We start from the raw sequence: 12737 nt of genomic DNA, 5'->3' as shown, positions 1-12737 counted from the left end.
CCGGGCCCCATCGCCTCCAGGATCAGTCCAGCGGAACCGGCGTGTAGATGACCAGGTCACCCAGAGTCGTCCACCCGTTGCCGCTGTCGTCCAGCCCTCCCGCGATGAGCACCGAGCCGTCCTCCAGCACCGAGCACGAGTGGTAGTGCCGCTGCCGCTCCAACGGCTTCAGTCCGAGCAACCCCGGGGCGGCGCCGTTCTTGCCAGGGACGAGCATCTCCACGTGCGAGTCGCTCACGATGCCGTTCGGAGTGGACCGCCGCCCGCCGATGGTCATCACCCGCCCGTCAGGCAGCGCCACCGCGCAGATGGCGCTCCTGGCGAACACCTGCGGCCCGGCCGTCACGTCGCTCGGGGAGACGAGCTCCGAGGAGGCCAGGATCCGCCCGTTCTCCGCGCCATCCGCCGAGGCATGCCCGCCCACGTAGAGCAACCGCTCCGACCCGGCGAACGGAACGAGCGCGGCGTCGCGGCGGGGCTCCCGCAGCCGTCCGGTCTCGCCCGAGGGCACGAAGGAGCCGCCCTCGTACGAGAAGAACAGCACCTCCGGGCGCAGCATCGTCCCGTCCGAGCCGCCCACCACGGCGATGCTCCGTCCGTCCCGTACCGGCATCACCCCCATGCCCACCCGAGGCACAGGCGTGCTGACGGAGAACACCTGGCCCGTCGCGGGGTCGAAGCCCTCGGCATCTGGAACCACCGAGCCCGCGGAGTCCATGCCACCGACGAGCAGCACGCGCCCGCCCGAGTCCGCCGCCGCCGCGTGGTGGCTGCGCGCGCGCTTCAGCTCCACCGCCGTGTACGTCCGCCCCGCCACGTCCAGCACCAGGGCGCTCCGCAGGGGCATCGTGCCCTCCACCGACTCCACCGCACCACCCGCCAGCAGCACCCTGCCGCCCGGGAGCCGTGTCGCGGTGTGGAAGGCACGCGGCGAGGATTGGAAGTCACTCCCCTCCCCCGTGCCCAGCTCTGGCGCCATCTCGAGCATGCCCGTCACCGGGTCGAAGAGCTCCGCCGAGGACAGCGTGGAGCTTGGCTGCCCCACCTCGGCCCGCATTCCCCCGGCCAGCAGCACCCGGCCGTCCTCCAACACCGTCGCGGTGTGCCCCGCGCGAGGCTCCTCGAGCGAGGCGCACCCACCGCGAGCCCTGGCCGGCCACACATACGTGTCCACCCGGCGCAGCGCGACGCCGATCGACGGGCGCTGGGCCTCGGCCGACTCCGGCACGTCGAAGGGACGCGAGCGTCCCAGGGCCACCACGCGACCGCCCTCGCCGGGCAGGTTCGTGTAGCCACGCACCTCCAGCACCCGACCCGTGCCCGCGGGCACGGCCGGCAACTCCGTCGCGCCCCGCTCCACGGGGACGTAGCGCTCCACGGGCTCCATCCCCGCGCCGGTGACGCGGAAGCGCAGGTAGTGGACCCCCTCCAGCGCGGGCGTGCCAGAACAAGCGTTGCTGAGGATCTTCGCCTCGTACAGCGCCTCCCGCGGTCCGCAGGCGGCCACGAGGCCCAACGCCGCCACCCAGGCCTTCCAACCTGGCGACCGGGCCCTGCCCTGTCCCAAACCCCGCCACCCAGGCGAGGTCCACCCGTTGATACTCCGCCCCATGGCGTTCCCCTTTTGCGGTATCCGGCCCCGGCGCAGGCAAAGATGGCTTGCGCTCGGAGCGTCCCGAGCGTAGCGATGCCCTGGAGCCGTGGTCAACGCGGCCCTGTCCCTCGATGAAGCTCTCCCTCGCCACCCGCATCTTCCTCGGTTACGCGGTGGTGCTGGTCACCTTCGGAGCGGTGTCCCTGTTCAGCGTGGCCGAGCTGCACCGCAACCGACTGGAGATCCGCCTGGTGAGCCAGGGCTACCTGCAGCTGTCGCAGGACGCGGCCGCGCTCGAGTCCTTCCACACCAACCAGGAGAAGGACACGGAGCGGATGCTCGAGGAGGGCAGCGTGGAGACGCGGCGGGCCCTCATCCGGCTCTCCCGGCTGTACTTCCCCTCCCTCATGGCCCAGCGGCTGGAGGCGGCCCAGGCCCGGGCCCGCGAGGTGCGCACCCTGGCGCCCCCGGGAGAGGTGCGCTTCATCCAGGATCTCGAGTCGCACTTCGGCCAGCTCGCCAACCGCTACCAGTCCTACGGGAAGGCGGCGGAGGCCGTCTTCACGGCGCTCACCCGGGAGACTCCCGCGCCGGAAGAGGTGGCGCGCGTCACCGCCGAGCTGCGCCAGCAACAGACCTCCATCGGCAGCGACATCCGCTTCCTGCGCGCCGCCCTCAGCAACCGCATCCGCGAGCGCGTGGACGGGGCCGAGGAGCGCGAGCGGCGCACGGGCCTGGCCATCATCACCCTGTCCGTGCTGGCCATCGGCGTGGGCCTGGGCGCCACCGCCTGGTCCGCGCGCACGCTGCGCCCGGTGCGCAACCTCATCGAGGGCGTGTCACGCATCGGCAAAGGCGACTACAGCGCGCAGCTGGGCGTGCGGGGCGAGGACGAGGTGGCGGTGCTGGCCCGCGAGTTCGATGCCATGGCCCGCTCGCTCCAGGCCCGCGAGGCGCAGCTGAAGGCCCAGGCCGAGGCCCTCATGCGCGCCGAGCAGCTGGCCGCCGTGGGCCGCATCTCCGCGCAGGTGGCGCACGAGGTGCGCAACCCCCTGTCCTCCATTGGCCTCAACGTGGAGCTGATGCAGGACGCCTTCGAGCGCGCCGCCTTCGAGTCCCCGGAGGATGCCCGCGAGACGCGCGAGCTGCTCGCCGCCGTCACCCGCGAGGTGGACCGGCTCACCGAGGTGACGGAGCAGTACCTGCGCATGGCGCGCCCGCCCCGGCCGAGCCTCGAGCCCACCACCGTCACCGAGGTGCTGGCCAGCGTGCTGGACTTCTCCCGCGAGGAGCTGGAGCGCGCCGGCGTGGAGGTGGTGCGGGACTTCACCCCGGACATCCCCCGCGCCCTGGCCGACGAGGGCCAGCTGCGCCAGGTGTTCCTCAACCTCCTGCGCAACGCCCGCGAGGCCATGCCGGACGGTGGCCGGCTCACCATCGCCACCCGCGCCCACGAGCACGAGGTGGAGGTGGCCCTCCAGGACACCGGGCGCGGCATGACCGAGGCCATCCGCTCGCGCATCTTCGACCCCTTCTTCTCCACCAAGGAGGACGGCACGGGACTGGGCCTCGCCGTCTGTCAGCAGATCCTCAAGACCCACGGCGGCTCCCTGGATTGCCAGAGCGAGGCCGGCCGGGGCACCACCTTCTCCGTCAAGCTTCCACGCGCATGAGCTTCGCCTACCACCGAGACGTGCTGCCCAACGGCCTGCGCGTCGTCACCATCGAGACCCCGCACCTGCACACCGCCCTGCTCGCGGTGTACGTGCGCACCGGCAGCCGTCACGAGACGGCCGCCAACAACGGCGTCAGCCACTTCCTGGAGCACCTCTTCTTCCGCGGCAGCGAGGGCTGGCCGGACACCCTCCGGATGAACTCGGCCGTGGAGGAGGTGGGCGGCAACCTCAACGGCGTCACCACGAGGGACCACGGCTACTACTACACGCCCCTGCACCCGGCGCACCTGGACGTGGGGCTGGCCATCCTCGGGGACATGCTCACCCGCCCCAAGCTCACCGACATGGAGGTGGAGCGCAACATCATCCTCGAGGAGATGCTCGACGAGGTGGACGAGAAGGGCCGGGACATCGACATCGACAACCTGTCCAAGCGGGTGCTCTTCCCCCACCACCCGCTGGCCTTCAAGATCGCCGGGACACGTGAGTCGGTGTCCAAGCTCACGCACGAGCAGGTGCGCGAGCACTTCGCGCGCCACTACGTCACCGGCAACATGGTGGTGACGGCGGCGGGCCGGGTGAAGCGCGAGGAGGTGCTCGCCCTGGTGGAGCGCCACTTCACGCGCCTGCCCGAGGGCCCCGCCAGCGACGACCTGCCGCCACCGCCCACGCCCGCGGGTCCCAACCTGCACGTGGTCACCCACGACGAGGCCCAGACGGAGTTCCGCCTCAGCTTCCGCACCGTCCCCGAGCACCACGAGGACTGGCCCGCCCTGCAACTGCTGCGGCGCTTCCTCGATGACGGACTGTCGTCGCGGCTGCCCTTCGAGATCGTGGAGAAGCGGGGGCTCGCGTACTCGGTGCATGCGTCGCTGGAGGCCTTCCACGACACGGGCATCTTCGAGATCGAAGCCGCGAGCGCGCCGGAGCGGGCGTCGCTGGTGGTGGCGGAGATGTTCCGGGTGCTGGGCGAGCTGTGCACCACGCTGGTGGGCGACGAGGAGCTGGCGCGGGCCAAGCGGCGGCACCGGATGCTGCTGGAGTTCGCGCAGGACTCACCGGGCGAGCTGGCCGGGTGGTTCGGCGGGACGGAGCTGTTCCGGCGGCCCGAGTCCTTCGGCCGGCGCGCGGACCTGGTGGACGAGGCCACGCCGGCCCACGTGCGCGAGGTGGCGCGGCGCTACTTCGCCCGGGAGAACCTCACCCTGGTGGCCGTGGGCCAGCGCCGGGGCATCAAGGCCCTGGAGAAGGTGGTTGACACCGCCGAGGGACTGCCCTCCTGGAGTGGGACACGCCGCTGAGCCGGTCAGCGGGCCTGGCTCCAGCGGGTTCCCCCTCGCCGGGCGGGGTACCCTGGTGGTAGATGCCCCAGGCGCCCCCCTTCGATGGACCCCTGGATGACGACTCGGACCCGAGCAGCAGACCTCTCTCGTTCCTCGGATACCCCGATGATGCCCGCGCTCGCGACCCGGAAGGAACCCGTCATCTTCAGTCAGGTGGTGGAGGCCCTCTTCAAGCACACCATCAAGGAGCGGCTCGACCCGGACGCCCGCAGGCGGCTCAAGGCCATCGGCATCGACCTGGACCAGCCACTGCTGGTCGCCTACTCCGTCCCCACCTGGTTCGCGGCCATCCGGGTCTGCGCCGAGCTCCTCTACCCGGACATCCCCAGCGAACAGGCCCGCTATCAGCTCGGCCGCCGGCAGGTGGACGGCTACGGACACACCACCATGGGCCGGGCCGTGTACTCGATGCTGCGGATGCTCGGCTGGCAACGCTCGCTGACGCGCATCCCTCGCGGGCTCCAGTCGGGAACCAACTTCCTGACGGCCCGGACCCGCTTCCTGGCCCTCGGCGACCTCGAGGTGACCTTCGAGGTCCTCCCTGAGTTCCATGCCGCCCTCGGGCCTCAGTCCGGCATCGACCCGTACTTCATGAACGGCACCATGGACGCGATGATGGAGCTGGTCGGCGCGCCACTCACGGGCGGCGAGCTACAGCCCATCGAGCCCGGCTCGCAGCACGTCGTCTACGTGCTGCGCCGCAAGGCCTGACGCCCTACTCCTCGAAAAGCTCGAAGTCGGCCTTGGTCGCTCCACAGTCGGGGCAGTACCAGGAGTCCGGAATGTCCTCGAAGGCGGTGCCCGGCGCGATGCCGGAGTCGGGATCACCCAGGGCGGGGTCGTAGATGTACGAGCAGGTGATGCAGCGGTAGCGCTTCTTCATGCCGGGTGTTCTTACCTGATCTCCCGGTGGAAGTTCAGGCTCCGCTCGCGTTCAGGTAGCGGGTGATGCGCAGCTTCACCGCCAGTGGGGTGAAGGGCATGAGCCACGCCCCCAGGCGGTTGGTGAACCCGGGCACCACCACCGCCCGACCCCGCACCATCGCGCGATAGCCCAGCTCGGCGACCTGGCGGGCATCGAGGCTGCCCAGCGGTCCGCTGAAGAGCCGGGGACGCTGGTGCTCCGCCGCCCGCGCGGCGAACTCCGTCTCGGTGTAGCCGGGGCACAGCGCCGTCACCGTCACCCCTCGGCCCCGCATCTCCTCGTGGAGCGCGTTGGAGAAGGACTGCACGTACGCCTTGCTCGCGTAGTACACGGACATGAGCGGGCCGGGCTGGAAGGCCGCCGACGAGGACACGTTGAGCACGTACCCGCGCCGCCTCGCCAGCATCCCCGGGAGCACCTCCCGGGTGAGCGCGGTGAGCGCCCGGATGTTGAGGTCGATCATCCCCAGCTGCTGCTCGGCCGGCAGGACCTCGAAGCCACCCGCCAGCCCGAAGCCGGCGTTGTTCACCAGCACCTCGAGGTCGAGCTGACGCGTCGACACCTCGCGCATCACCGTCCGCACGCCCTCGGGCGAGCCGAGATCCGCGCCCACCACCACCGAGGGCACCCCATGGGCCTTCTCGAGCTGCTGCGCGAGCGCGTGCATGGGCTCCGTGCGCCGGGCCACCAGCACCAGCGCGTAGCCCTCCCGCGCCAGGATCATCGCCAGCTCCCGGCCGATGCCACTAGAGGCTCCCGTCACCAAGGCATACCTGCGGGCTCGCACGATGTCGCTCATGCCCGTCACGCTCCCAAGAGAGCGAGCGTGACGTCAATGGCCTCGTGGCTCGCGCGGGGTGTACGCTGAGGGGACGCATGAAGCCCTCCCCCATCGATTGGCGTGCACGGCTGGAGGCCTGTGGATTCGAGGGGGCCGAGCACGTGCCACCCTCCTACGGGGCCCAGGTGCTGTGGTCCTGGCGGGAGCCGCTGGCGGCGGAGGCGGCGCTGCGCGAGCAGCTCGACCAACAGCCCGAGGACAAGGACTCGCTGAAGACGCTGATCTCCATCCTGGGCGAGACCGGGCGCGCCGAGGAGATTCCCCTGCTCCGCCGCCACCTGCACGAGCTGCGCTGTCGCGACCTGCGTGTCCCCGAGGCGGCGCGGGAGGACGTCATCACCTACCTGGAGGCTGCCGAGACCGGGGCGCCACCGCCGGAGCGCATGGCGGACGCGCACGTCGCCGCGCTGTTCGACGTCTACGCTCCGAGCTTCGATGACAGCCTGCGGGGCTTCCTCGCCTACCGCGCACCCGAACGGCTCATGGACGCGGTCCGGGTGGCGCTCGAGGGACGGCGAGACCTCGACGTGCTCGACCTGGGCTGTGGCACGGGACTGGCCGGTCCGCTCCTGCGGCCCCTGGCTCGCCGGCTGGAGGGCATCGACCTGTCGACGGGCATGCTGGACAAGGCACGCGATCGCGGGGTGTACGACACACTGCGGGCCGGGGAGATCACCGCGGAGCTTGCCTCCGCCACGGCGCGGCATGATCTCATCGTCGCCGTGGACGTGCTGGTCTACTTCGGCGCGCTGGAGCGGCTCTTCGAGCAGGTCGTCCCGAGGCTCGCCCCCCGAGGTCTGTTCGCGTTCACCGTGGAGAAGGGCACCGAGCCGGGATACCGGCTCCAGCCGAGCGCGCGCTACGTCCACCACCTCGACTATCTCCGAGGCTGCGCCCGGGGCGCGGGCCTGCGCCCGGTGCTCGAGCAGGAGGCCACCCTGCGCAGACAGGCGGGCCAGCCCGTCACCGGCCACGTGGTGGTGCTGACCGCGGCCTGAGCCCGCCTACCGGCGCGAGCCCCGGATGATGACGGGGCCGGACGCCTTCTTTCTGGGCAGCGCCTTCTTCAGCTCCTTCTGGATGTCCAGGAACTCGGGATTGGCCGGGTCCTGCTTCAGCGCCTCGCCGATGAGCTTCAGGCCCCGGTCGAGCTTCGTCCGCGTCTTCGCGTACAGGTCGGCGAGCGCCACCTTCTCCTCCAGCGAGGCCTCACCCAGGTCGACGAGCCGCTCCACGGCGATCAGGGCCCGGTCCTGCTCCCCGTCCTGCTGGTGCAGGCGCCACATCCGCGACAGCGCCGGGGCGAAGCGGGGGTTGGCATCAAGGGCATAGCCGTAGTTCTCCTTCGCCTGCCGCACGTCCCCCTGGGACTCCCGCGCCCGGGCGCGGACATAGAAGGCGCGGGCGGTGTCCGGCTGTACCTTCAGCGCCCGCTCCACCAGCGACAGGGCCTCGGTTTGCTGACCCTGGAGCAGCTTCGTCTCGGCCAGCCGCGCGAGCAGATCCGCGTTCTGCGGATACCGGGCCACCGCGCCCGTGAGCACCACATCCGCGTCCGCATGGCGGCCCAGCGAGGAGAGCACCCGCGCCTTCAGCGCGACGAACTCGGGCTGAGTAGCATCCTCGCCCTGCACCTGGGCCAGGTCCTGCTCGGCGTACTCCGCGTAGCCGCTCTGGAGGAAGTAGCGCGCACGAAGCACCCGCGCCGCCGTGAGCCCCGGCTGCTCCTCCAGGAGCCGGTCCATCAACTTCGTGGCGAGCACCTCGTCGCCCTTGGCCAGGAGGATCTCCGCCTCCACCACCTTGGCGTCCACGTCATCGGGGCGCTCGCGCTGGATGCGCTCCAGCGTCTGGAAGGCCTCCTGGTGCTGGCCCTCCAGTGTCTGCAGGTGGGCCAGCTTGAGGATGTCCACGTCCCCGAGCTCGTCCGCGTCCCGCAGCTCCAGCAGGACGGCGATGGCCTCGGAGAGGCGTCCATCCCGCTCGTGGCTCTCGGCGATCCGCCGCTTGATGACGGGCGCCTCGGCGGGGTTGAGGGACATGGCCTGCTTGAGCGCCAGGATGGACGCCTGGGAGTTGCCCTCCCGGCGCCGGGCCTCGGCGAGCAGGAGCAGGGCCTCGGCGCTGTCGGGCTGAAGACCCGAGGCCTCGCTGAAGGCCTTCGCGGCCTGCTCGGGTTGCCCATTGGCCAACTGATTGCGCCCCTCCTCCAGCTTGGCCTGGAAACGTTGGGCCTGGGTCTGGACGGACAGGGTGTCCGGATCCTTGCAGGCGAGCGGGAGCAGGAGAGCCAGGGCCCAGAGCGGGCGAGGAAGTTTGAATTGCATCGCTGAGATGGAGGGTACCGGATGTTATCCTGCGGCGTCGATGGACCCATTCGTTCGGCGCCTCGTGGAGAGGCTCCATGATCCGGCGAGACCCCTCTCGCGCAACCGGCACTTCCACACGTTCGACACCCCCGAGGGTCGGATGGCGCTGAAGGTGTATCGCCGGCTGAACAGCATCCATAAGGACATCCTCGCCTGCGTGAAGGAGGGCCGGCGCGCCCGGCTCTTCCGCGAAGTGGACGCCGAGGGCCAGCACCGCATCGAGCTTCACTTCGAGCGGATCTCCGGGCGCCGCGTGTCCCACCTCAAGGCCGCCGAGTTGGAGCTGCTCGCCCAGCTTCCGGGCGTGCGTGACGCGCTCGAGGGCGACCTCTGAGACGGGGAGGCCACGGGGACTCCCATGGCCTCCCAGCGACTACTGGTGACTCGTGGGGTGGCTGGGGGTCAGCGGGATCTGTCCCTTGAACAGCCGGTTGATGTCGCCCACCAGCCGTAGATAGAAGTCCGAGGACACGGCGACGCCATCCGCGTCCAGGCTCAGGAAGTACTGATTGGTGGGAAGCATCGAGCTGTTCTCGGCGCCCTTGGCGATGGCCGTGCCCTCATCGTACTCGTCGAACATGGCCACGTAGGCGGTCGAGCTGCCCAGGCTCTTGAGGTCATAGGCCTGCCGCCACATGAAGTCGCCGTGGAGCCTGGGGATCTGGTTGCGAGGCCCGTTGGCCAGATTGGCCCAGGAGAAGCCCGGCCAGATGACGGGCTGGTAGGCGATTCCATACTGCTGCGTGTAGGCCAGGTCCGGCTGCCACTGGTTCGTCATGTAGTGGTCCGCGCCGTCGAGTCCACCGAAGCGGCCGACGAACCACGGCGAGAGCATGTCCAGGGACTTGTAGACATTCTCGAATCCCGCCTTCGAGTCGTTCACGCCCGTCCGCCAGTAGGTGGGGACGCCGCCGATGACATAGGCACCCTGGCCCTTGAACCAGCTGATGAGCTCCGCGGCCTCGGCGGCCGTTCCGGGCCGATCCGTGAAGCCGATTCCCCAGATGCAGACGACGATCTTCCCGTTCTGCCGGGCGTAGGCGGAGGAGGAAGTCAGGTGCAAGGTATTGACCACCTGGGCCGTCCAGTCATGCTTGACCGCGTTCGCCCAATTGCTGGCGTTCATTCCGGTGATGTCATACATGACATAGAACTTCCGGCCGTAGGCCTCCGCCGCGTTCTTCACCTTCACCGCGACGCTGTCCCGGTTGGTCTTCCAGCCGTTCGGGGTGTCGCTCTCGTCGGCGCCGAACCGCTGCAGGGCGGCCCCGTCGATGTTGTAGGTCTGCATCCACTCGAAGTGCTTGTTGACGGTCTCCGGATCATAGGACGAGAAGAGCCGGGCGGGCTGTCCATTGCCCAGGTTCGCCAGGTTGGTCGGGTACAGTTTGGTGTACTCGCGCAGGTCCGGGTAGAGCTCGAAGTTGACATTGGAGTTGGCGGTCGGCGCGCTGCTGTTCTTCGACCAGTGCACCCAGCCGTTGTTCGGAGAGCCATCGCCGGCCGCGTTGAACCAGCCCTGATACCCCGCGAACAGCTTGCCGACGACGTCTCCGCCGCTGGCCGTCGCCGCCGAGAACTTGAACCAGTTCAGGTTGAAGAGCCCTCCCGTCCCGGTCCCGGTGAACTTCAGATACAGGGTGTGCACGCCACTCACGCTGCTGACGGTGCAGGTCCGTGTGATCCAGGTCTGCCAACCCCCCGTATTCGGGACCGCACAGGTCCCCGCGAGCGTCCCCGTCAGGCTGTCGAGCCGCACCTCGATGTTGCCCCCGGCCCCAGCGCTGGCGACCCTGGCCTCGAAGCTCGTCGCGCCGCCACCGAAGTCCAGGTTGTTGAACGCGATGTAGTCGCCATCGTCGATGAAGGCGACGTTCTGTCCGCCTTCGCTGGACGACTCCAGTTGGATGCCTGACTGGCTGTCATGGCTCGAGGCCGCCAGCTGGGTGAGCGCGGAACGGGAGGTGGTGGAGCCAGGGCCATACACCTCGAATTCGGAGAGCTGGCCGCCCGTGGCGCCCGAGTTGGCCGTGAAGTTCAGCTTCACGTACCGCGCGCTGGTCGCCGTGAAGTTCACGGTAACGGTGTTGGCACTCGGGCTGAACGTGTAGGTGGCGGGGGCGAGCACCTGGGTATAGGTGACGTCGTCGGTGCTCTTGAGAACGGAGAAGGTCTGCGTCCGGGCCCCCCAGGTCGTCGGAAGCTTGAGGACCAGCTGATTGACGCTGTTCGCGCTGCCCAGATCGACCCGGATCCAATTGGGATAGGCGTTGGCGGCCCCCTCCCAATAGGTGGATGGATTTCCGTCGTTCGCGTTCGTCGCGACGTAGACCTGGGTGTAGCTGCCCGCCGTGATTCCTTGCGCGTTGAGCCGCAACGGAAGCTGACGCTCCCGCACGTCCAGGGATGGGTCCGCGTCAGGGGCGGAGGCCGGGCCGCCCTCGGGCGCACAGGCGAGGGCTCCCAACAACAAGCCCCCTACTCCCATCCACAGCCACCTCCGGCTTCCCATCTTCCTCTTGACATTCAAAGCCACTGGCGCCTCCACGCATCCCGCGTCTGTCCATGGCTCGGTCGAGCCCGAGCGGCTCGACGTGATAATCCACTGGTGACGGCTTTTCCATGGATTTCACGGCTAGAATTCAGGCGGTGGCTGCGGGATCAGTCCCTGGGTGCCTTCCTACGAACGTATCGCTTCAGCTATGCATGGGGCTCTTCTCGCGGGAATCCTCGATGAATCCAAGAGCCTCTGTGTTTCGTGCCGTCATGTGCGTCTTTCTCGCTGGATGCAGCAGCCAGCCTGGACCCCAGGGACCCGCGGGTCCTGAAGGGGCAGCAGGTCAGCCCGGGGCGACGGGGGAGCGGGGCCCGATGGGGGACAAGGGCGACAAGGGCGATACCGGGCCCGCGGGGCCACCGGGCGTGACGTATGTGCGCACGAAGGTGGTCAGCCCCGCGGGAACGGCCCTGGAGAGTGGAAATGCGCTGCGCACCGCCATCGCGGGCATCACGGATGGCCAGTCGTGGCGGGTCAAGGTCGAGCCGGGCCTGTATGACCTCGGGGCCTCTCCCCTCATGCTCAAGCCGAACATCCACCTGGAGGGGTCCGGCAGAGGCTTCACCCTTCTGCGCTCCTCCAGCGTCCCGGATGTGGGAACCGTGGTGGGGGCATCGGGCGCCGCGCTGAGCTCGCTCTCCGTGGAGAACACCGGTGGCGGTGCGCTGTCCATTGCCGTCTACAGCGAGAATGTGGACTTCGCCTTCCACGATATCGAAGCCAGGGCCTCGAACGGGACCACGCGCACGTATGCCGTCTTCCTCAATGAAGGGCGGGGGACCTTCGAGAACGTACGTGCTTCCGCATCAGCCCCCAGCGCCACCGTCGCCGGGTTCCGTTGCGTGTCCTGCACCGTCAAGCTCATGAGGTCCTCTTTCGAGGGACGCAACGGCTCCGACAACCACGGCATCAGCCTGGCTGGAGGGAACGTCGAGTTGCACGACGTGAACGCCAGTGCCACCGGTGGCACCCGGAACTGGGGCATCGCCAGCAGGGATGGCAATCACACCGTGTCACTCGTCAACGTGCAGGCCTCGGGCAACGGTGGAGACCTGGCCATCGGGCTGCTCGTCAGCGGAGGAAACGGGAGCGTGCGCAACAGCCACCTGCAAGGTGCCAATGCGGCCTCCACCCAGGGGATTTCCACCTCCGCGACCGCGAGTGACACCGCGAGCCACTCCATCACCGTGGAGAACTCTGTCCTCATCGGGCAGTTCGCGAGCGTCTGGCGCGCGAGGAATTTCGACGTGCGCATCGGCCACACCCGGCTCGACGGCCGCGCCTTGCAGGAGGAGAACACCCCCGGCGGGTACACCTGCTTCGGGACCTACGACGCGGACTTCGCCGCCGCCACCTGTCCTGCTGGAGCTTCAATCCGCTGAGGCGGGCACGCGCGTCACGATGGTGCTCGCGGCGCGTGGCAGCAGCAGGC

11 protein-coding genes are annotated in these 12737 nt (G+C 69.3%); 6 read left to right on the top strand and 5 right to left on the bottom strand.

What is annotated here, in order from left to right; all coding sequences use genetic code 11:
* Window positions 1-22 precede the first annotated feature (22 nt).
* On the bottom strand, window positions 23-1525 hold the full coding sequence (locus JRI60_RS18145) for a kelch repeat-containing protein (protein WP_239470594.1): 1503 nt from the start codon (window positions 1523-1525) through the stop codon (window positions 23-25).
* 200 nt (window positions 1526-1725) lie between these two features.
* Between JRI60_RS18145 and JRI60_RS18140 the strand changes: the two genes are divergently transcribed.
* The 3 genes from JRI60_RS18140 to JRI60_RS18130 all read left to right on the top strand — a co-directional run bounded on the left by JRI60_RS18140 (window position 1726) and on the right by JRI60_RS18130 (window position 5324).
* A complete protein-coding gene (locus JRI60_RS18140; protein WP_204227116.1) occupies window positions 1726-3267 on the top strand; it encodes a sensor histidine kinase in 1542 nt (513 codons plus the stop codon).
* Entirely contained in the window at window positions 3264-4571 is a 1308-nt protein-coding gene (locus JRI60_RS18135) for a M16 family metallopeptidase (RefSeq protein WP_204227115.1), read from the top strand. The genes JRI60_RS18140 and JRI60_RS18135 overlap by 4 nt, the downstream gene beginning before the upstream one ends.
* A 147-nt stretch (window positions 4572-4718) precedes the next feature.
* On the top strand, window positions 4719-5324 hold the full coding sequence (locus JRI60_RS18130) for a DUF2378 family protein (protein ID WP_204227114.1): 606 nt from the start codon (window positions 4719-4721) through the stop codon (window positions 5322-5324).
* 4 nt (window positions 5325-5328) lie between these two features.
* Here JRI60_RS18130 and rd read toward each other — a convergent pair whose 3' ends face one another.
* Both rd and JRI60_RS18120 read right to left on the bottom strand, forming a co-directional pair.
* The gene (gene rd / locus JRI60_RS18125; protein ID WP_204227113.1) at window positions 5329-5496 is read right to left on the bottom strand and encodes a rubredoxin; all 168 of its coding nucleotides are present in this window, start codon (window positions 5494-5496) and stop codon (window positions 5329-5331) included.
* A gap of 34 nt (window positions 5497-5530) precedes the next feature.
* Window positions 5531-6301: an SDR family NAD(P)-dependent oxidoreductase gene (locus JRI60_RS18120; protein WP_239470593.1), complete on the bottom strand. Its 771-nt coding sequence runs from the start codon at window positions 6299-6301 to the stop codon at window positions 5531-5533.
* A 113-nt stretch (window positions 6302-6414) separates the two neighbouring features.
* Between JRI60_RS18120 and JRI60_RS53425 the strand changes: the two genes are divergently transcribed.
* Window positions 6415-7377: a class I SAM-dependent DNA methyltransferase gene (locus tag JRI60_RS53425; protein WP_239470592.1), complete on the top strand. Its 963-nt coding sequence runs from the start codon at window positions 6415-6417 to the stop codon at window positions 7375-7377.
* 6 nt (window positions 7378-7383) lie between these two features.
* On the opposite strand, the gene JRI60_RS18110 is transcribed toward JRI60_RS53425, so the two are convergent.
* Window positions 7384-8706: a tetratricopeptide repeat protein gene (locus JRI60_RS18110; RefSeq protein ID WP_204227111.1), complete on the bottom strand. Its 1323-nt coding sequence runs from the start codon at window positions 8704-8706 to the stop codon at window positions 7384-7386.
* A 40-nt stretch (window positions 8707-8746) separates the two neighbouring features.
* Between JRI60_RS18110 and JRI60_RS18105 the strand changes: the two genes are divergently transcribed.
* Window positions 8747-9082 carry a hypothetical protein gene (locus tag JRI60_RS18105; RefSeq protein ID WP_204227110.1) on the top strand — a complete coding sequence of 112 codons (336 nt, stop codon included), beginning with the start codon at window positions 8747-8749 and terminating at the stop codon, window positions 9080-9082.
* 39 nt (window positions 9083-9121) lie between these two features.
* On the opposite strand, the gene JRI60_RS18100 is transcribed toward JRI60_RS18105, so the two are convergent.
* Window positions 9122-11221, bottom strand: coding sequence for a carbohydrate-binding protein (locus JRI60_RS18100; RefSeq protein WP_239470591.1), 2100 nt, complete (start codon window positions 11219-11221; stop codon window positions 9122-9124).
* A 398-nt stretch (window positions 11222-11619) separates the two neighbouring features.
* On the opposite strand from JRI60_RS18100, the gene JRI60_RS18095 reads away from it, so the two are divergent.
* Window positions 11620-12687, top strand: a complete 1068-nt coding sequence (locus JRI60_RS18095; protein ID WP_239470590.1) for a hypothetical protein — start codon at window positions 11620-11622, stop codon at window positions 12685-12687.
* Window positions 12688-12737 lie beyond the last annotated feature (50 nt).

This window comes from Archangium violaceum, from assembly GCF_016887565.1.
Taxonomy (GTDB): domain Bacteria; phylum Myxococcota; class Myxococcia; order Myxococcales; family Myxococcaceae; genus Archangium; species Archangium violaceum_B.
The sequence above is the reverse complement of the archived record's forward strand: the minus strand, read 5'-3'. Positions and strand labels throughout refer to the sequence as shown.